This is a genomic window from Arthrobacter sp. P1_D12, assembly GCF_056406175.1.
Window position 1 is genome coordinate 22,808 of sequence record NZ_JBFUAR010000003.1, and the last position, 19,056, is coordinate 41,863.

At 67.4% G+C, this 19,056-nt stretch carries 17 protein-coding genes; 5 read left to right on the forward strand and 12 right to left on the reverse strand.

Features of this window, described 5'->3' with window-relative positions:
* Positions 1 to 73: 73 nt before the first annotated feature.
* Both AC1DZV_RS03100 and AC1DZV_RS03105 read left to right on the forward strand, forming a co-directional pair.
* On the forward strand, positions 74 to 1,654 hold the full coding sequence (locus tag AC1DZV_RS03100) for an ATP-binding protein (protein WP_476952946.1): 1,581 nt from the start codon (positions 74 to 76) through the stop codon (positions 1,652 to 1,654).
* The gene (locus AC1DZV_RS03105) at positions 1,651 to 2,379 is read left to right on the forward strand and encodes a response regulator (protein WP_459384279.1); all 729 of its coding nucleotides are present in this window, start codon (positions 1,651 to 1,653) and stop codon (positions 2,377 to 2,379) included. Before AC1DZV_RS03100 ends, AC1DZV_RS03105 begins: the two co-directional genes overlap by 4 nt.
* A 261-nt stretch (positions 2,380 to 2,640) precedes the next feature.
* Here the strand turns inward: AC1DZV_RS03105 and AC1DZV_RS03110 are convergent, their stop codons facing one another.
* The 7 genes from AC1DZV_RS03110 to AC1DZV_RS03140 all read right to left on the reverse strand — a co-directional run bounded on the left by AC1DZV_RS03110 (position 2,641) and on the right by AC1DZV_RS03140 (position 10,798).
* A complete protein-coding gene (locus tag AC1DZV_RS03110; protein WP_476952947.1) occupies positions 2,641 to 3,483 on the reverse strand; it encodes an HpcH/HpaI aldolase/citrate lyase family protein in 843 nt (280 codons plus the stop codon).
* Entirely contained in the window at positions 3,480 to 4,052 is a 573-nt protein-coding gene (locus AC1DZV_RS03115; protein WP_476952948.1) for a MaoC family dehydratase, read from the reverse strand. The genes AC1DZV_RS03110 and AC1DZV_RS03115 overlap by 4 nt, the downstream gene beginning before the upstream one ends.
* On the reverse strand, positions 4,049 to 4,810 hold the full coding sequence (locus AC1DZV_RS03120; protein WP_028277096.1) for a CoA transferase subunit B: 762 nt from the start codon (positions 4,808 to 4,810) through the stop codon (positions 4,049 to 4,051). The genes AC1DZV_RS03115 and AC1DZV_RS03120 overlap by 4 nt, the downstream gene beginning before the upstream one ends.
* Positions 4,811 to 4,812: 2 nt before the next feature.
* On the reverse strand, positions 4,813 to 5,613 hold the full coding sequence (locus AC1DZV_RS03125; protein ID WP_476952949.1) for a CoA transferase subunit A: 801 nt from the start codon (positions 5,611 to 5,613) through the stop codon (positions 4,813 to 4,815).
* Positions 5,614 to 5,632: 19 nt separating this feature from the next.
* Positions 5,633 to 6,796, reverse strand: coding sequence for an acyl-CoA dehydrogenase family protein (locus tag AC1DZV_RS03130; RefSeq protein ID WP_223914042.1), 1,164 nt, complete (start codon positions 6,794 to 6,796; stop codon positions 5,633 to 5,635).
* A gap of 107 nt (positions 6,797 to 6,903) precedes the next feature.
* Positions 6,904 to 9,183 carry an acetyl/propionyl/methylcrotonyl-CoA carboxylase subunit alpha gene (locus tag AC1DZV_RS03135; protein WP_476952950.1) on the reverse strand — a complete coding sequence of 760 codons (2,280 nt, stop codon included), beginning with the start codon at positions 9,181 to 9,183 and terminating at the stop codon, positions 6,904 to 6,906.
* A gap of 7 nt (positions 9,184 to 9,190) precedes the next feature.
* On the reverse strand, positions 9,191 to 10,798 hold the full coding sequence (locus tag AC1DZV_RS03140) for a carboxyl transferase domain-containing protein (RefSeq protein WP_476952951.1): 1,608 nt from the start codon (positions 10,796 to 10,798) through the stop codon (positions 9,191 to 9,193).
* A gap of 160 nt (positions 10,799 to 10,958) precedes the next feature.
* Between AC1DZV_RS03140 and AC1DZV_RS03145 the strand changes: the two genes are divergently transcribed.
* Positions 10,959 to 11,630, forward strand: a complete 672-nt coding sequence (locus AC1DZV_RS03145; protein ID WP_476952952.1) for an SACE_7040 family transcriptional regulator — start codon at positions 10,959 to 10,961, stop codon at positions 11,628 to 11,630.
* A gap of 115 nt (positions 11,631 to 11,745) precedes the next feature.
* On the opposite strand, the gene AC1DZV_RS03150 is transcribed toward AC1DZV_RS03145, so the two are convergent.
* The 3 genes from AC1DZV_RS03150 to pdhA are packed head-to-tail and all read right to left on the reverse strand — an operon-like array spanning position 11,746 to position 15,376.
* The gene (locus AC1DZV_RS03150) at positions 11,746 to 13,191 is read right to left on the reverse strand and encodes a dihydrolipoamide acetyltransferase family protein (RefSeq protein WP_476952953.1); all 1,446 of its coding nucleotides are present in this window, start codon (positions 13,189 to 13,191) and stop codon (positions 11,746 to 11,748) included.
* Complete coding sequence (locus tag AC1DZV_RS03155; protein WP_476952954.1) at positions 13,188 to 14,198, reverse strand: alpha-ketoacid dehydrogenase subunit beta; 1,011 nt, start codon at positions 14,196 to 14,198, stop codon at positions 13,188 to 13,190. The genes AC1DZV_RS03150 and AC1DZV_RS03155 overlap by 4 nt, the downstream gene beginning before the upstream one ends.
* A complete protein-coding gene (gene pdhA, locus AC1DZV_RS03160; RefSeq protein WP_028278128.1) occupies positions 14,198 to 15,376 on the reverse strand; it encodes a pyruvate dehydrogenase (acetyl-transferring) E1 component subunit alpha in 1,179 nt (392 codons plus the stop codon). Before pdhA ends, AC1DZV_RS03155 begins: the two co-directional genes overlap by 1 nt.
* Before the next feature lie 195 nt (positions 15,377 to 15,571).
* Here pdhA and AC1DZV_RS03165 point away from each other — a divergent pair, with 195 nt between their 5' ends.
* Together AC1DZV_RS03165 and AC1DZV_RS03170 are read left to right on the forward strand one after the other, a co-directional pair.
* Positions 15,572 to 16,045 (forward strand): Lrp/AsnC family transcriptional regulator, encoded by a 474-nt coding sequence (locus AC1DZV_RS03165; RefSeq protein WP_026266622.1) that lies wholly within the window; start codon positions 15,572 to 15,574, stop codon positions 16,043 to 16,045.
* A 135-nt stretch (positions 16,046 to 16,180) separates the two neighbouring features.
* Positions 16,181 to 16,894, forward strand: a complete 714-nt coding sequence (locus AC1DZV_RS03170) for a hypothetical protein (protein ID WP_476952955.1) — start codon at positions 16,181 to 16,183, stop codon at positions 16,892 to 16,894.
* A gap of 88 nt (positions 16,895 to 16,982) precedes the next feature.
* Here AC1DZV_RS03170 and AC1DZV_RS03175 read toward each other — a convergent pair whose 3' ends face one another.
* Positions 16,983 to 18,599, reverse strand: a complete 1,617-nt coding sequence (locus AC1DZV_RS03175) for a solute symporter family protein (protein ID WP_028278130.1) — start codon at positions 18,597 to 18,599, stop codon at positions 16,983 to 16,985.
* Entirely contained in the window at positions 18,596 to 18,976 is a 381-nt protein-coding gene (locus AC1DZV_RS03180) for a DUF485 domain-containing protein (RefSeq protein WP_028278131.1), read from the reverse strand. The genes AC1DZV_RS03175 and AC1DZV_RS03180 overlap by 4 nt, the downstream gene beginning before the upstream one ends.
* Positions 18,977 to 19,056: the final 80 nt, after the last annotated feature.

Genomic DNA, 19,056 nt, shown 5'->3' on the forward strand with positions numbered 1-19,056 from the left:
AGTGGTCATATTGGTCACGGCCCCGGCCGTCTTTTTGGCGGGCGGACTGCGCCCCCAATGGGAAACTTGTGACATGTTCCACAGGATTCCCCTTCGGTTCCAGCTGGTCGCATTGCAACTGGGCATCGTGCTGGCTGTCCTCACGGTGGTGGGGGCCGTGACCATCCGGATGCAGGAACAACAGCTCCGTGACGCCTACAAGGGCCGGCTGATCGGCGTCGCCGAGAGTGTTGCCCAGCTGCCCTCGGTCATCAACGCGTTCGGCACATGGTCGCCGGCGCAGACCATCCAGCCGATCGCGGAAGTCATCCGGCAGGCATCCAACGTCACCTATGTGGTGGTGACGGACCGGCACGGGGTCCGGCAGTCGCACCCCAATCCGGCGGAAATCGGCCGGCCGGTCTCCACCGATCCGTCCGTGCCGCTGTCCGGGGAGATCTATGTGGGTACCCAGACGGGCACGCTCGGTGAGTCCTGGCGGGTGAAGGTTCCCATCTTCGATGCGGCCGGCGCCGTGATCGGCTCCGCATCCGTGGGAGTGCTGGAGAGCACCCTGGCCGCCGACCTCCATGAGGACATGCCGCAGCTGTTCGGCTGGCTGCTCGGGGCGGCGCTGCTGAGTTCGCTGGGCGCGATGTATGTCTCGAAACTGGTGTGGCGGCGGATCTACAAACTCGAGCCCGAGGACATCGCTGCCCTGCTGGAAACGCGCGACGCCATGCTCCACGGCCTGGGTGAAGGACTGGTGGCGGTGGACGCCGACGGCAGGGTCGCGCTGGTCAACGATGAGGCACGCCGCCTGCTCGCCCTGGCAGGGGACATCACCGGGACCCCTGCAGCGGCAAGCCTGGAACCGGCGGTCCTCCGATTGCTCTCGGCCGGGTCCGCCACGGAGGAACTGGTGCTCTCGGGTGAACGGATCCTGCTGGGCAAGGTCAATGCGGCCACCGTCGACGGCCGCGAAGTCGGCAAGGTGCTGATCCTGCGCGACCGAACCGAGCTCCACACCGTCCTGCGTGACCGCGACGGCGCCGTGGACGTGACGCAGGCACTCCGCGCCCAGGCGCACGAATTTGCCAACAAACTGCACGTCATCTCCGGGCTGCTGGAGCTCGGAAAGCAGGACAAAGCCATCGAATACCTGGGCCGCAGCCACAACGACGCCGTCTTCGCGAACCGGCCGCTGGCGGCCGGAATCACCGACCACGGGGTCCAGGCTCTGCTGATCGCCAAGTCCACGGTCTGCGCCGAGCGCGGCATCGAGATCATCGTCAGCCCGGATTCGCTGTGCTCGGTTGATGACTCGGGCGACGTCATCACGGTGCTGGGCAACCTGATCGACAACGCTGTGGACGCTGCGGGTTACGACAGCACTGTTGCCATCCGGCTGGGCGAGAGCGCCGACGGCGGGCGGACCATCGTGGTGGAGGACGACGGACCCGGCGTCCCGGTTCCTGAACGCGCTAAAGTGTTCGAGCCCGGCGTGACCAGCAAGGAGTCCGAGGGAATCAACAGCCGCGGGTTTGGGCTGGCCCTGGTCCAGCGGGTTGCCCTCCGGCGCGGAGGCCGGGCGGCAGTATCCTCATCGGCGTTGGGCGGAGCCTGCTTCTCGGTAGTGCTCAGGACAAAAGAGGCGGAACTACAAAACCAATGAGCGCCATACGCACCCTCATCATTGACGATGACGTAGCAGTGGCCGGGATCCATCACGGGTTCCTGCTGGCACGCGGCGGATTCGACGTCGTGGCCATGGCCCACACCGGGCAGCAGGGCATCGATCTGGCCGCGGAGCTGGGCCCGGAGCTGGTGTTGCTGGACATCCATCTGCCGGACATGTCCGGCCTGGACGTCCTGCAGCGGCTGCGCGCGCGCCGGCGGCCCGTGGATGTCCTCGTGATCACCGCGTCCAGGGAGCTTGACACGGTCCGCGGCGCGATGGCCGGCGGGGTGCTGCACTACCTGGTCAAGCCCTTCTCCTCACAGGCATTGAACGAACGGCTCGACGAGTACGTCATGCTGCGGGACGATCTGGCCTCCGGCGCTTCCGGACCGCTTGACCAGGCGAGCATCGACCGTCTGGTGGCTCCCTCCCGCCGGTCCGCGGTGGCGGAAACCCCGGCGGGTCAGTCCGCCCAGCCAGACCAGGCCGCCGTACGGCTGCCCAAGGGACTGTCGCGCCCCACCCTGGACGCGGTCATCGAGGCACTGAAGGCCAGTCCGGAGGACGTCTCCGCGGCCGGCCTGGCGCTGCAACTGGGCCTGTCCCGGGTCAGCGCCCGCCGCTACCTCGAGTACCTCGTAGTTCACGGCCATGCCCGGCTGACGCCCCGCTACGGAGCCGCGGGCCGGCCGGAGAACCGCTACCTCTGGCGCCGCTGAGCATGTCTCGTTCTTGGGGCAGCATTGAGCATGTCCAGTTCATGAAGGCCACACTGAGCATGTCCAGTTCTTGGGGCAGCCCGGGACACGTGGCACAAATGCGGGGCACGGTCGGCGGCGACTGGCCGAGGATTCAGAGCCACACCCATTCGACGCAGATGGCCGCAATAGGCCCAGTCAATCCGGCCATCTGAGGCTAGTCGGCGAGTTTCACCCAGGCGCACGTTGGTGGGCACGTGTCGGTGGGTAGCCGGCCCTCGGTCAGGACCCGACGCGGCCAGCGCGGCGCAGTGTGGACGCGGCGTGCTTGAGGATGGGCCCGTCGACCATCTTGCCCTTGAACTGGAAGACGCCCGAGCCGGCTGCGGAGGCGGCATCGAGCAGCTCCGCGGCTGCCGAGACGTCTGCCTCGGAGGGTGCGTAGGCTTCGCGGACGACGGCCACCTGGTCCGGATGGATGCAGGCCTTGGACGAGAATCCGGACGCCACCGCGTCACGGGATTCGAGGGCCAGACCGGCCAGATCCGGGATGTTGACGTAGACGGCGTCGATCGCGTCCTTGCCGAAGGCGCCGGCGGCCAGCAGCACGCTGGAACGGGCGTGCAGCGCGACGGCCCGGTAGCTGCCGTCCTCCGCCCGGCTCGAGGTTCCGCCAAGCGATGCCAGCAGGTCCTCCGCACCCCACATCAGGGCCACCACATTGGGCTCGGCGGCGATGGCGGCGGCGTTGAGGACGCCGGCGGCCGTCTCGCAGAGGGCAATTACGCTGTAGCCCTCGAGTTCCCTCAGCTGGGCAGCGCTCTCCGCCTTGGCCAGCATGATGTGCCGGTAAGGCGTGTGCTTGAGGCAGTGCAGGTCCTTCTCGAACTCGTCCGTGCCGGCCGGGTTGACCCGGACGATCGTGCGGGACGGATCCAGTTCCGGGACGTCGCCGGTGGCGCCGAGCTGGGCAAGGATGGCACCGCGGGCCCGCTGCTTGTCGGCAGGGGCGACGGCGTCCTCAAGGTCCACGATCACGGTATCGGCGCGTTCCGAGGCTTTCTGGTACCGCTCGGGGCGGTCGGCGGGGCAGAACAGCAGGGCAGGGCCCATCAGGAAACTCATGTCTCTATTCTCCCCTTTCGCGCCGCTTCCAGCTCGGCAGCGGCGTGGGCCTCGCGTGTCCACATCAGGCAACTGCGGGCGGCGAGCGCCACCACGTCCCCGTGCTGGTTCCGTCCGGTGTGCTGCATGGTCACGATGCCCTGCCCCGGCCGGGACGCGGACAGCCTCTTCCCGGTCACCACCGTCTCCGTGTACAGGGTGTCCCCGTGGTACAGCGGGTGCGGAAAAGACACATCCGTCAGGCCGAGCTGGGCGATGATGGTGCCCTGGGTCAGCTGCGGCACGGACTGGCCCACCACGGTGGCCAGGGTGAACATCGAATTCATCAGCCGCTGGCCGAAGGGCTGCCCGGCGCTCCAGGCCGCGTCGAGGTGCAGGGCCTGGGTGTTCATGGTCATGGTAGTGAACAGGACGTTATCCGTCTCCGTGACCGTCCGGCCCGGCCGGTGGGCGTAGACCACGCCCTCCTCCAGCTCATCGAAATAGAGGCCGCGCTGCTCAATCACCCGGGGGGTGCCGGTACCCGGGTGCGCGCCTGTGCCCGGTGAAGTCGTGCCTGCATCACTCATACGGTCAGTTCCTGGTCTTCCTCAAAGAGTTCGGCTCCGGTGGCCGCCACGACGTCCTCCACGGACACGTTCGGCGCCAGTTCGCGCAGCACCAGCCGGGACTTCCCGCCCTCGGTCACGACGTCGATCACGGCGAGGTCGGTGATGATCCGGTCCACGCAGCCTTTGCCGGTCAACGGCAGCGTGCAGGTTTCCACGATTTTCGGCTTGCCGTTGCGGTCCACGTGATCCATCATCACGATCACCTTCTTGGCCCCGAATACCAGGTCCATCGCGCCGCCCATGCCCTTGACCATCTTGCCCGGGATCATCCAGTTGGCGAGGTCGCCGTTGACGGCGACCTCCATGGCGCCGAGCACGGCCACGTCGACGTGGCCGCCCCGGATCATGCCGAAGGAGGCGGCGGAATCGAAGAACGCCGCGCCCTTGTTGACCGTGACGGTTTCCTTGCCGGCATTGATCAGGTCCGGGTCGACTTCATCCTCGGCCGGGTACGGCCCAACGCCAAGGATGCCGTTCTCCGAATGCAGCACCACCTCGACGCCGGCCGGAATGTAGTTGGGTATCAGCGTCGGCATGCCGATGCCGAGGTTGACGTACTGGCCGTTGTGCAGTTCCTGCGCAACGCGGGCCGCGAGTTCATTGCGGGTCCAGCCCTTGCCCTCAGCACCGGCGGCGTGTTCGACGGCGGAGCGCCGGTATTCGTGGCGCACGGCCTCGGGACGGGGCGGGGCCTCTGCGGCTTTGTTCGTTTCCACGGCTAGGCTCCTGCCTGCTCCGGCGACAGTTTTGGTGTGCCGGAGGCGCCGGTGGCCACCGCAACCGTCCGCTTCTCAATGCGTTTCTCGCCCTGCGGGGCGAGAACCACGCGCTGGACGAAGATCCCCGGGACGTGGACGTGCTCCGGGTCCAGCTCCCCCGGCTGCACGAGCTCCTCGACCTCGGCGATGGTGATCTTCCCTGCCATGGCGCACAGCGGGTTGAAGTTCATGGCCGTGGCGTGGAAGACGAGGTTGCCGTGGCGGTCACCCTTCCAGGCGTGCACGAGGCCGAAGTCGGGCGTCAGCGATTCCTCCAGCACGTACTCGGCGCCGTGGAAGCTGCGGACTTCCTTCGGGGCGGAGGCAATCGCGACGTTGCCCTCGGCGTCGTACCTCTGCGGCAGCCCACCGTCGGACACCTGGGTGCCGACGCCGGCCGGGGTGTAGAACGCGGGGATGCCCGCGCCGCCGGCGCGCAGCTTTTCGGCCAGCGTGCCCTGCGGGGTGAGGACCACCTCCAGCTCGCCGGAAAGGTATTGCCGGGCGAACTCCTTGTTCTCCCCCACGTAGGAGCTGATGGTGCGCCGGATCCGGCCGTCCTTGAGCAGGATCCCGAGGCCCCAGTCGTCGACGCCGCAGTTGTTGCTGACGGTTTCCAGGTCCGTGGCACCGCGCTCATGCAGGGCCTCGATCAGCGTCACGGGAATGCCGCACAGCCCGAACCCGCCGACGGCGAGCGAGGCGCCGTCGTGGATGTCCGCGACAGCCTCGGCGGCGCTGGCAACAACTTTGTTGATCATCGGTGATCCTTCCGGCCGGCTACAGTCCCAGTTCGCGGGCGATCAGCATCAGCTGGACCTCCGTGGTGCCCTCGCCGACTTCAAGGATCTTGGAGTCGCGGTAGTGGCGCGCCACGGTGAATTCGTTGATGAAGCCATAGCCGCCGAACACCTGGGTGGCGTCCCGCGCGTTGTCCATGGCTGCCTCGCCTGCGACCATCTTAGCGATGGCCGCCTGCGTCTTGAACGGCTTGCCGGCAAGCATCCGGGCGGCCGCGTCGTAGTAGGCCAGGCGGGCCGTGTGGGCGCGGGCTTCCATCCGGGCGATCTTGAATGCGATGGCCTGGTATTTGCCGATGTTCTGCCCGAACGCGCTGCGTTCCTTGGCGTATTTCACGGACTGGTCCACGCAGCCCTGGGCCGCACCGACGGCCAGGGCCGCGATCGCGATCCGGCCTTCGTCCAGGATGGAGAGGAAGTTGGCGTAGCCGCGGCCCTGGGTGCCGAGGAGGTTCTCCTCGGGGACGTGGACGTTGTTGAATGTCAGCGGGTGGGTGTCCGAGGCGTTCCAGCCGACCTTGTTGTAGGCCTTTTCCGCGGTGAAGCCCGGAGTGTTGGTGGGCACCAGGATGGTGGAGATTTCCTTCTTGATGCTGCCGTCCGCGCGTTCCTCCTGGCCGGTGACCGCGGTGACGGTGACGAGCCTGGTGATGTCGGTGCCGGAGTTGGTGATGAACTCCTTGTTGCCGTTGATGACCCACTCTCCGCCGCCCAGTTTGGCTGTGGTCTTCGTCCCGCCGGCGTCCGAGCCTGCCTCGGGCTCGGTCAGGCCGAAGCCGGCGAGCGCCTTGCCGGAGGCCAGCAGCGGCAGCCATTCCTGCTTCTGCGCCTCGTTGCCGAAGCGGTGGATCGGCATCGCACCGAGCGAGACGCCGGCCTCGAGGGTGATCGCGACAGACTGGTCCACCCGGCCGAGCTGTTCCAGGGCCAGGGCCAGGGCGAAGTAGTCCCCGCCCATGCCGCCGAACTCTTCCGGGAACGGCAGGCCGAACAGGCCCATGTCCGCCATCTGGGAGACGACCTCGTAGGGGAAGCTGTGCTCTTCGTCGTGCTTGGCGGAGACAGGGGCCACCACTTCGTCGGCGAATTCGCGGACGGTGTCGCTAAGGATCTGGTAGTCCTCGCTGAGTTCAAAATCTGCCATGGGGTGACTCCTGTTTCTGAGGTACATCTGTGGTCTGGTGAAAAGGGGTGTTGGCTGCGCTGTGGTTGGTCAGCCGGGGTGAGGGCGGTGGTGTCAGTAGGGTGCGGTCATTCGGCGGCGCCCATCGCGATGACGGCTTCCTCGATCGTGTCCTCGGCTTTCGAGGGCTCCGTCGGGACGGCGGGGTGGATCGTCGCCAGCACCTGGTCGGCCTTGACGAGGTCGCCGGAGCCGACGCTGATGTGGACGGTTCCGTCCAGGGGCGCCACGAGCTGGTGCTCCATCTTCATGGCTTCCACCGAGAGCAGGACCTGGCCGGCCTCCACGGTGTCGCCGTTGCCGACGGACACGGACACCACGGTGCCGGGCATCGGCGAGCGCACCGCCGGGTCGGCGGCGCCTTCCTCGCGTTCGATCGCCGCCAGCACCCGGGCGAGCCGGGTCTCCCGGGTGAGCACCTCAAGGCGGCAGGACCAGCCCTTGCTGCCGAGGAAGATTTCCGACAGGACGCGGGGATCGGGAACCATCCAGCTCTGGGCGGGACGCCCGGTGCGAACGGGTGCAAGTGCATAACTGCTGGTCTCGCCCTCGAGGGTGAGCACCGGGCGATCCCGCGCGGTGAACTCCATGAAGGCTGTGAGCTGCGGACCTCCGTTAACGCTTACAGTGACTTGCTCCCCCGCGACCGGGCCCCTCACCTCCACTGTGGCGACGCCCCCGTCGGGGGTTCCCAGGCTGATCCGGAGCGGCGCCGGCGCACCGATCCGCCAGCCGTCGCGGCGCTGCCACGGGCTGCCTTCACGCTCCTCCTGCTTGGCTTCCTCCGCCATGGCCGAGGCGTACAGTGCGGCGACCACAAGTTCGCTGTCGCCCACCCGCCGGAAGCTGAATTCCGGCATCTTGCGTTCGATCAGGCCGGTGTCGAGCCGGCCGGCGCGGACGTCGGCGTCGTTGACCAGCAGCCGGAGATATTCAACATTGGTATCGATGCCCAGCACTGTGTACCCGGCGAGCGCCTCGTCCAAGGTATCGAGGGCAGTCGTTCGGTCTTGGCCCCAGGCAATGACCTTGGAAATCATCGGATCGTAGCTGGAGGAGATCTCGAGTCCGTGGAGGAGGGCGGAGTCCACCCGGACGCGGCCGTGGGCCGTTTCGACTTCGTTGCGGGCCGGAGCACTCGGGCGCTGGGCCGGGCCGGGCAATTCGTCCAGCAGCAGCACTTCACCGCCGGACGGCAGGAAGTTCTTCTCCGGCACCTCGGCGTAGACGCGTGCCTCCACCGAGTGGCCGGTCAGGACGACGTCGGCCTGGGTCACCGTGAGTTCCTCGCCGGCGGCGATGCGCACCTGCCATTCGACGAGGTCAATGCCGGTGACCATCTCGGTGACCGGGTGTTCGACCTGCAGGCGGGTGTTCATCTCCATGAAGAAGAACTCGTCCGGGGCGGCGTCCGAGACCAGGAATTCCACGGTCCCGGCGCCGGAGTAGTGGACGCTGCGCGCGGCCTGGCAGGCGGCCTCGCCGATCCGGGCGCGGATCTCCGCTCCGTCGGGCAGGGATTCCAGCAGCGGGGACGGTGCTTCCTCGATGACCTTCTGGTGGCGGCGCTGCAGCGAGCACTCGCGCTCCCCCAGGTGGATGACGTTGCCGTGGTTGTCCGCCAGGATCTGGACCTCGATGTGCCGCGGCGTGAGCACGAGCCGTTCCAGGAACAAGGTGTCGTCGCCGAACGCACTCGCGGCGACCCGCCGTGCGGTGGCCAGGGTGGCTTCCAGGTCCTCGGCGCGCTCGACGATGTGCATGCCCTTCCCGCCGCCGCCGGCGGAAGGCTTGATCAGCAGCGGGAACCCGACGCCGGCCGCGGCCTCGATCAGCTGCGCGTCACTCATGCCGGGTTCAGCGATGCCCGGCACCACGGGGACGCCGTAGCCGGTGACGTGGTTCTTGGAGCGGATCTTGTCGCCCATGACGTTGAGGGACTCGACGCCGGGGCCGATGAACGTGATCCCGGCGGCTTCGAGGGCACGGGCGAAGTCGACGTTCTCGCTCAGGAAGCCGTAACCCGGGTGCACGGCCTCGGCGCCGGTGTCGCGGCAGGCCTGGATGATGGCCTCGATCTTGAGGTAGCTCTCGGTGGCCGCTGCGGGGCCGATCCGGACCGCCACGTCGGCTTCCCGCACGTGCCGCGCGCCGGCGTCGGCGTCGGAATAGACGGCGACCGAACGGATGCCGAGGGCGCGCAGGGTCCGGATGACGCGGCAGGCGATCTCGCCACGGTTGGCGACGAGCACGGTGCCGAACAACGGGGTGCCGGTTGTGGAGGTGGCTGGAGGGGCGGCCACGGAAGGCGTGGCGGGCGAAGAGATGGTCGGCGAAGAAAGATTCATGGCTGGCTCACATCCGGAAGAGGCCGAAGGAGGTCTCCGGCAGCGGGGTGCGGGAGACGACGTCGAGCGCCAGTCCCAGGACGGTGCGGGTGTCCGCGGGGTCGATCACGCCGTCGTCCCAGAGGCGGGCGGTGGAATAGTAGGGGCTGCCCTGGTCCTCGTACTGGGCTTTGATGGGGGCTTTGAAGGCTTCCTCGTCCGCGGCGGACCATTCCTCGCCGCGGGCCTCGTACTGGTCCCGCTTCACGGTGGCGAGCACGCTGGAGGCCTGGTTGCCGCCCATCACGGAGATCCGCGACGCCGGCCACATCCACAGGAAGCGCGGGGAGTAGGCGCGCCCGCACATCGAGTAGTTCCCGGCGCCAAAGGATCCGCCGATCACGACGGTCAGCTTGGGCACGCGGGCGGTGGCGACGGCGGTGACCATCTTGGCGCCGTTCTTGGCGATGCCGCCCTGCTCGTAGTCCTTGCCGACCATGAAGCCGGAGAGGTTCTGCAGGAAGATCAGCGGGATCCCGCGCTGGTCGCACAGTTCGATGAAGTGCGCTCCCTTGAGGGAGGACTCGCTGAACAGCACGCCGTTGTTCGCCACGATGCCCACGGGGTGGCCGTGCAGCTTGGCGAAGCCCGTGACCAGGGTGGTGCCGTAGTTCTTCTTGAACTCGTGGAACCGGCTGCCGTCGACCAGCCGGGCGATGACCTCACGCACGTCGTACTGGGCGTTGACGTCCGTGGGCACGGCACCGTAGAGCTCGTCCGGGTCGGCAACGGGCTYGACGGCGGTGTCCACGTCCCAGACGGGCGCGGCAGGCTTCGGCAGGGTGGAGACGATGTCCCGGACGATCTGGAGGGCATGCTCATCGTTCTCGGCCAGGTGGTCCGTGACCCCGGAAATCTTCGAGTGCACGTCGCCGCCGCCGAGTTCCTCCGCCGTGACGATTTCGCCGATCGCGGCCTTCACCAGCGGCGGGCCGCCCAGGAAGATGGTGCCCTGGTTGCGGACAATCACGGTCTCGTCGCTCATCGCCGGAACGTACGCGCCGCCCGCGGTGCAGGAGCCCATCACGGACGCGATCTGTGGGATCTTCGCCGCGGACATCCTCGCCTGGTTGAAGAAGATCCGGCCGAAGTGTTCCTTGTCCGGGAAGACCTCGTCCTGCTTGGGCAGGAACGCCCCGCCGGAGTCCACGAGGTAGATGCAGGGCAGCCGGTTCTCCAGCGCGATTTCCTGCGCGCGGAGGTGCTTCTTCACCGTCATCGGATAATAGGTGCCGCCCTTGACTGTGGCGTCGTTGGAAATAACCAGCACCTGGCGGCCGTGCACCAGCCCGATGCCGGCAATGACGCCTGCACCGGGCGAGTCGCCGTCGTACATGCCGTCCGCGGCCAGCGGGGCGATCTCCAGGAAGGGGCTGCCGTCGTCGAGCAGCTGGTCAATGCGCTCGCGCGGCAGGAGCTTGCCGCGCGCCACGTGGCGTTCCCGGGACTTCGCGGGCCCGCCCAGCGCGGCGGTGGCGAGCCGTTCCCTCAGCTCGCCGGCCAGCCCCAGTTGGGCCTCCCGGTTCGCGGCGTAGGCGGTGCTCGTCGCATCCACCCGGCTGGCGATTGTCTCCATTGACTGCTTCCGTTCCCTGACCTGCGCGGACTTGCGCGCCGGAGCGGCAACTCAGGCCGCCCGACTATTTCGGTTAGTACCGCATAACTGAGTTTTAGGTTAGTCTCTATTAACTGTGATGTCCAACACAGGGATCATTTTGCAACGAGGGGATGCGCCGGTGACCGAGCCCAGCCAGACTGCCCAGCTTCCGTCAGCCCAGGCAGCCTCAACCCAGCCAGCCTCGACACAGCGCAGCCAGGCGAAGGCGAACAGGCGGCAGGCCCTCTTGTCCGCCGCCGCTGCGCTCTTTGCCCTGGAGGGCTTCAACCGCGTTTCCCTGGAGGATCTCGGGGCCGCGGCCGGCGTCAGCGGACCGGCGGTCTACCGTCACTTCGCCGGCAAGCAGGCCGTCCTCGGCGCCCTGCTGCTCAGTGTCAGCCAGGACCTGCTAGACGGCGGCCGCAAGGTGGTGGCCGATTCCGACGGCGATCTGGCGGCGTTGGGCGGGCTGGTGGCCTTCCACGTCGACTTTGCCCTGAGCAACCCGGACGTCATCCGGGTCCAGGACCAGGATTTCAGCAACCTGGCCGGCGAGGACCAGGCCGAGGTCCGCACGCTTCAGCGCAACTATGTTGAACTCTGGGTGGATGTGCTGGCCGGACTGCACGAGGGCACGGAGGCCGCCGAACTGCGGATGCGCGCGCACGCCACGTTCGGGCTGATCAATTCGACCCCGCACTCGGTGCGCAGCCATGGACGCCGCATCGGCGTCCGCCGCGCCAGGCCGCTGCTGGAAAGCATGGCGCTGGCCGCGCTCCTGGCACCGGCCCCCGCCGAGCCGCTCGGCTAAGCAACTCCCCGGTCCCGGGCGCCCTCCCGGGTCCGCGGGTCGGCCCCGCACACCACGAAGCTGCCGGCCGCCCCCTCCTTTCGGTCGGGGCAGCCGGCAGCTGTGTCGCAGGGACCTAGACCATCGCGAGGACCATGCCCGGATCGGCCAGCATGGCCCCGAGGTCCTGGAGGAACCGCGAGCCCTGCTCGCCGTCGACCAGCCGGTGGTCGAAGGACAGGCTGAGCGTCATGACCTGGCGCAGCGCGACTTCGTCCTTGTACTCCCACGGCATCTTCCGGACCGCGCCGAGGGCCAGGATGGCTGCCTCGCCCGGATTCAGGATGGGCGTGCCGGCGTCAATGCCGAAGACGCCGATGTTCGTGATGGAGATCGTGCCGCCGGAGAGCGCCTCAGGGCTTGTCTTCCCGGCCCGGGCCGTGTCCGTCAGTTCCGTCAGGGCGGAGGAGAGATCCATGAGGGACATCCGGTCCGCGTCCTTGATGTTCGGAACGGTCAGCCCCCGCGGTGTCGCGGCCGCGATGCCCAGGTTCACGTAGTTGAACTGGATGATCTCCTGGTTGGCCTCGTCCCACCGGGCGTTGAGGGTCGGGTGGTTGCGCAACGCAATCAGCACGGCCTTGGACACGAGGGTCAGCGGGGTGAGCTTGTACCCGGCGAACGCGCGGCTGGCCTTGAGCCGTGCCAGCAGCTCCATCGTGGGCGTAACGTCGACGGTCAGGAACTCGGTGACGTGCGGCGCGGTGAAGGCACTGGCCACCATGGCGGCGGCCGTGAACTTCCGCACGCCCTTGATCGGCGTGCGGGTCTCGCGCTCGCCCGGGGCCTGGACAAGCCCTGCGGCCTGCGCCGTCGCACCGGCGGGTTCCTGGGCGGCCGCGGGCAGCTCCCCGCCGCCGACGAAGTTCAGCACATCGTCGCGGGTGATGAGCCCGCGCTCCCCGGTACCGGTCACGGCCTCGAGGTCGACGCCGAGATCCTTGGCCAGCTTGCGCACCGGAGGCGTGGACCGCGGGCGCTCCCCCGGCGACATGTCGCCAGCTGTGGTTGCGGCCGGCGAGGTTTCGACCGGCTGGGTTTCGGCCGGCCCAGCAGCACGGACCGGTGCCACTAGCTCGGCTGCACGGACTGGTGCCACCGGTTCGGCCGCGACGGCCCGAGGGGCCGCCGGGGCCGCGAAGGTGCGGGCGCGGCGGGCCGGCCGGCCGGAGGCTTCCAGGACGGCGCCATAGCCCACGAGGTTCGGCTCACGCTTGCCGGCGGCGGCCCCGTCCGCACCGGCACCGGCGGAACCGGCGGCGCCGTCGTCGCCCTCGATCTCGAAGGAGACGATCGGCTTCCCGACCTCAACAACGGTGCCGGGCTGTTCATGCAGGGCCGCGACAACGCCGGCAAACGGCGAGGGCAGCTCCACGACGGCCTTGGCCGTCTCTACCTCGGCGATGATCTGGTTGAGGGTGACGGTATCCCCTACCGCGACCTTCCAGGCGACGATTTCCGATTCCGTCAGTCCCTCGCCGAGGTCCGGGAGCCTGAATTCCTTGATCATAGTGGCGCTCATCCTTCCAGCCCGCTGAGGGAGTTGGGGCGGCCGAGGGCACGGTCGACGCCGTCGAGAATCCTGTCAAGGCCCGGCAGGTGGTGCATTTCCAGCTTGGAGTAAGGGTAGGGAACATCGAAGCCGGTCACGCGAACGGGAGCGGCCTCGAGGTGGTAGAAGCAGCGCTCGGTGATGCTCGCGGCGACTTCGGCGCCGAGGCCGCCGGACTGGCTGGCCTCGTGCGTGATGACCAGACGGCCGGTCTTGCGGACCGAGGCCTCAAGGGTGGCGAAGTCCAGTGGTGCCAGCGAGCGCAGGTCGATGACCTCAACCGAGATGCCTTCGTCGGCGGCCGCCATGGCGGCGTCGCGGGCGGTCTTGACCAGCGGGCCGTAGGCCACAAGGGTGACGTCCTTGCCCTCGGTGACAACGCGGGCCTTTTCCATGGACAAGGCAGAACTCAGGTCGACGCTCTCGTCCACCTCGCCCTTGTCGTGGTAGCGCCGCTTGGGCTCGAAGTACAGGACGGGATCGTCGGAGGCGATGGCCTGCTGGATCATGGTGTAGGCGTCCTGGGGGTTGGACACGCTGATCACGCGCAGCCCCGAGGTGTGGGTGAAGTAGGCCTCGGGCGATTCCGAGTGGTGCTCCGGCGAGCCGATGCCGCCGCCGAACGGCACGCGGATGGTGATGGGCATCTTGACGGCGCCCTGGGTGCGGTAGTGCATCTTGGCGACCTGGCTGACGATCTGGTCGAACGCCGGGTAGATGAAACCGTCGAACTGGATCTCCACCACCGGACGGTAGCCGCGGTATGCCAGGCCGACGGCGGTGCCCATGATGCCGGACTCGGCAAGCGGGGTATCCACGACGCGGTGCTTCCCAAAGTCTTTCTGCAGCCCGTCCGTGACACGGAAGACACCGCCAAGGGCGCCGATGTCCTCGCCCATCAGGACCACCTTGGGATCGTTTTCGAGGGACTTGCGCAGGCCCGAATTGATGGCTCGGGCAAAGGTCATCTGCGTCATCAGCGTGCACCTTCTTCAGAAGCGGCTTCTGCGGGATCGCCGAAGGAAGCCAGGTAACGGGAGTAGTGCTCCTGCTGGCGGTCCAGCCAGGAGTTGGGCGTGCTGTACACGTGTTTGAAGATATCCAGCGGCTGCGGCTCGGGCATGTTGATGGTCCCGGCCCGGAGTTCCTTGGCCACTGCGTCAGCTTGCGCGGCGACGTCGGCCTCGAGGTCCGCGGTCAGCAGTCCCTTGCGCTCGAGCAGCGACTTCATCCGGCTGATCGGGTCCTTGGCGGCCCAGTCCTCGAGTTCGTTGGCATCCCGGTAGCGGGTGGGGTCGTCCGCCGTCGTGTGCGGGCCCATCCGGTAGGTCACGGCCTCGATGAAGGTGGGGCCGCCGCCGCGCCGGGCACGGTCCAGGGCAATGCGGGTGGCTGCCATGACGGCGAGGACATCGTTGCCGTCTACCCGCATGCTGGGGATGCCGAAGCCTGAGGCGCGGTCCGCGAGCTGGATGTGGGACTGCAGCCGGACGGGTTCGGAAATGGCCCAGTGGTTGTTCTGGCAGATGAAGACGACAGGCGCCTGGAAGCTCGCGGCGAAGACCATGGCTTCGTTGACGTCGCCTTCGCTCGTGGCGCCGTCGCCGAAGTAGGCCACGGCGACGCAGTCGGCACCGTCGTTCTGGATGCCCATGGCGTAGCCCGTGGCGTGCAGGCTCTGCGCGCCGATGATGATCTGCTGGGTAGCAACGTTGACGGTGAACGGGTCCCAGCCGGCGGAGGCGTTGCCCCGCCAGGCACGGACGAGGTCCTCCGGCTTCACTCCCCGGCAGTAGGCGACGCCGTTGTCGCGGTAGCTGGGGAAGACAAAGTCGTCCTCGCGGAGGGCGCGGGCCGAGCCGATCTGGGATGCTTCCTGGCCGAGCAGTGGCGGCCACAGTGCCAGTTCGCCCTGCCGCTGGAGGGCCGTGGCTTCGGCATCGATCCGGCGGATGACCACCATGTCCTCATAGAGCGCGCAGAGCTGCTCATCGCTGACGTCCTGGAGCCAGGGATCGAACTCGGGATGGCTGATGCGCTCGCCCGCCGGGGTGATGAGCTGGACGAGGTCGCCGCCCGTCCGCCTCATAGAATTTTCACTGTTTCCGGGGCCCCCGGCGGCAATGCCGCCCTTGCCCGCGTCGTCGGTAAACACTGTTGTCCGCACCTTCTGACGTCGTCTGACCGGAACTCGCAGGACTCGTGATCCCGCGGCGCGCCAGCCGCCCGGGCGCCGTTGCCCCGGATAATTGTGACCCTACTCACAATGCTCATCGGGTACAACCACCCTCAAAAATATTGAGCATTATGCCCTGTTTGGCGTCCGTCAACCGTGCTAATCTTGCGCATTATGCAAACCTTGGATGGCACTGACACCCGCCTGCTTTCGGCCATGGCGCGGGACCCCCGGCGGACCGTGGTTGCCCTCGCCCAGAAGCTCGGACTCTCGCGCAATACGGTGCAGGCCAGGATGGCCCAGCTGGAGAAGAAGCACGTGTTCCTCTCCTTCGAGCGGCGGATCAACCCGGTGTCCCTGGGATACCCGCTGATGGCTTTCATCTCCGTCCACGTCCAGCAGCAGAAGCTCGGACCCCTCGCCGTCGAGCTCGCCGGGATTCCGGAAATCCTGGAGGGCTACGGCCTGACGGGCTCGGCCGATCTGCTCCTGCGGGTGGTGGCGCTCGACGCCGAGGACCTGTTCCGGATCAACGGCAAGATACTGGCGTGCGACGGCGTGGACCGGACCGATACCGCACTGGCGATGGGCGAGCTGATCCCGTTCCGGATTCAGCCCCTGCTGGAGCGCGGATCCGCCGATAACTGATCCGCTTTTCATCTGTGCCGTGGGCGGCCGCGGCGCTAGGCTGTGTCCGTTGGGTCCCCCTGAGTCCTTGGGTCCGCGCACGCGGCCCAGAGCAACAGGCAGTGGCTTGTCTGGACTGCCGGAAAGGCTTGAACCGTGAGCAGTCCCGAGGAACCACACCGCCCGGTACCGCCGCAGCCCGGGCATGAGCCTGCACCCGGCCACCCGGCGCCCGGCCAGCCGCCCGTTCCGTACTACGCCCCGCCGCCCGGGCCCCCCGCGGACGCCGCGGTGCCCAACTACGCGGCACCCAGCTACCCACCACCCGCGACCGTCGCGGCACCCAGCTACCCGCCACCCGGCGGCGGCGCACCTCCTTACTACGGCGGGCCGGGGCAGCCGCCGCCCTACTACGGCGGCGCCGCCCAGCCGCCCCCGAAAAAGAGCCGCAAGGCCCTGTGGATTGTCCTCGGGATCGTCGGCGGTGTGCTCCTGCTGGTGAGTGCCGGCGTCGTCGTCCTGCTCAACGTGGTGGGCGGAGCCACCAACCAGGCACGGGGCATCGCGGACGATTTCACGAAGCTGATCATCGCCGGCGAGGTCAGCACCGCCTACGAGAAGTACCTGGATCCGGCCCTCATGCGGAAGATTTCCCCGGAGGAGTTCGCCGCCGGCGTGCAGAGCCTGGAGCTTGACGGCAGCTGTAAACCGAACTTTTCAACCCTCAACGTCAGCTCCAACAACGGCTCCAACGCCGCCGACGTCGCTGGAACGATCGACTGCGACACGAAAAGCGTGGAGCTGGCCTACCGCTTCGAGGGCCACGACGAGCTGAAAATGGTGAACATTCGGCTGAGACCTCAGCGCTGACCTCGGAAAGCTCAGTCCAAGCTGGCGCCCATCCATGGGAGAAGCTCCCGTGCTGCTGCACGGGAGCTTCTCTGTTGGTGCGGCCTTCCTAGTGGTTGGTAGCCTTTTCGGCGCCCACCCCGGTCAGGGAACGGACCTCCATTTCGGCCTGCTTTGTGGCGTCTTCCTTCCGCTTGTCCAAGACGGTGCCCAGCCAGCCCAGGAAGAACGCGAGCGGGATGGAGACGATGCCCGGGTTGCTCAGCGGGAAGATGGCGAAGTTGGCGCCGGGGATCATCGACGTTTTGGCCCCGGAAACCACCGGGGAGAGCGCAATCAGGATGATGGCCGCGGACAATCCGCCGTACATGCTCCACAGGGCTCCCTGGGTGGTGAACCGGCGCCAGAACAGCGAGTAGAGGATGGTCGGAAGGTTGGCGGAGGCAGCCACGGCGAAGGCGAGCGCCACGAGGAACGCGACATTTTGTCCGTTGGCGAAGATGCCGCCGGCGATGGCCAGCAGCCCGATCACCACCACGGTGCGGCGGGCAACCTTGACCTCGGTGGCGGCGTCGGCCTTCCCCTTGGCGATGACGCTGGCGTAGATGTCGTGTGCGAAGGATGCCGCCGCGGTGATCGTCAGGCCGGCGACGACGGCCAGGATGGTCGCGAAGGCCACCGCCGAGATGAAGCCCAGGAGCAGCGGACCGCCGAGGTGGAAGGCGAGCAGCGGCGCGGCCGAGTTGACGCCGCCCGGGGCGGCCTTGATGGTGTCGGCTCCCACGAGCGCAGCTGCGCCGTAGCCGAGGACCAGGGTGAACAGGTAGAAGATGCCGATGAGCCAGATGGACCACACCACGGACTTTCGGGCTTCCTTTGCGGTCGGAACCGTGTAGAAGCGCATCAGCACGTGCGGCAGGGCTGCGGTGCCGAGTACCAGGGCCAGGCCGAGGGACAGGAAGTCGATCTTGGAGGTCTCAGTCTTGCCGTACTGCAGTCCCGGGTTGAGCAGGTTCGGGTTGCCCGAGGTTTCCACCGCGCCGCCCAGCAGGTCCGAGAGGTTGAAGCCGTAGATCGCGAGGACCCAGAAGGTCATGACGGCGGCTCCGGCGATCAGGAGCATGGCCTTGATGATCTGCACCCAGGTGGTGCCCTTCATGCCGCCGATCAGGACGTACATGATCATCAAGGCGCCGACGACGATGATCACCAGGGCTTGTCCGCCCCAGTCGCTGATGCCCAGGAGCAGCGAGATGAGGCTGCCGGCACCGGCCATCTGGGCCAGCAGGTAGAAGAAGCAGACGGCCAGCGTGGAGATGGCCGCCGCGATGCGCACGGGGCGCTGCTTGAGCCGGAAGGACAGGACATCGGCCATGGTGAACTTGCCGGTGTTGCGGAGCAGTTCGGCGACGAGCAGCAAGGCGACGAGCCAGGCGACGAGGAAGCCGATGGAGTACATGAAGCCGTCGTAGCCGTTGATGGCGATGGCTCCGGTGATGCCGAGGAAGGACGCTGCGGAGAGGTAGTCGCCGGCGATGGCGGTGCCGTTCTGCGGGCCTGTGAAGGAACGTCCGGCGGCGTAGTAGTCGGCTGCCGTCTTGTTGTTGCGGCTGGCCCTGATCACGATGACCATGGTGATCGCGACGAAGAGGGCGAAGATGCCCATGTTCAGCAGGGTGGTGTCCTTGAGATCCGCAACGTTTACTGCGGGAACCATGAGTGTCATTTTGCTGTCCCCCCAACCGGGTTGCCGTGCTTGTCGAATTCGTGCCCCTCGATTTCCTGGCGGATCTCGGAGGCAATAGGGTCCAGCTTGCGGTTCGAATAGCTGACGTACCAGCCGGTGATCGCGAACGTGGAGACGAACTGCAGCAGGCCCAGGATCAGGCCGACGTTGATGTTGCCCCAAACCTTGATCGACATGAATCCCACCGCGTAGTCGGCCAGCAGGACATAGGCGAAGTACCAGAGCAGAAAGGCAATGGAGAGCGGGAAGACAAAGCTGCGGTGACGTTTGCGCAGTTCCTGGAACTGCTCCGTCGACTGGACTTCCTTGAAGTCCACGGCCGCCGCAGCGTCCGTTTCTTGGGCGTCGTGACCCATCGGTTCCTCCTCATTGAGACTGGTGAGTCCACACCGGCTGCCGTGGTGTGCGTGGGACGCACCCTGCAACCCATCCTGCC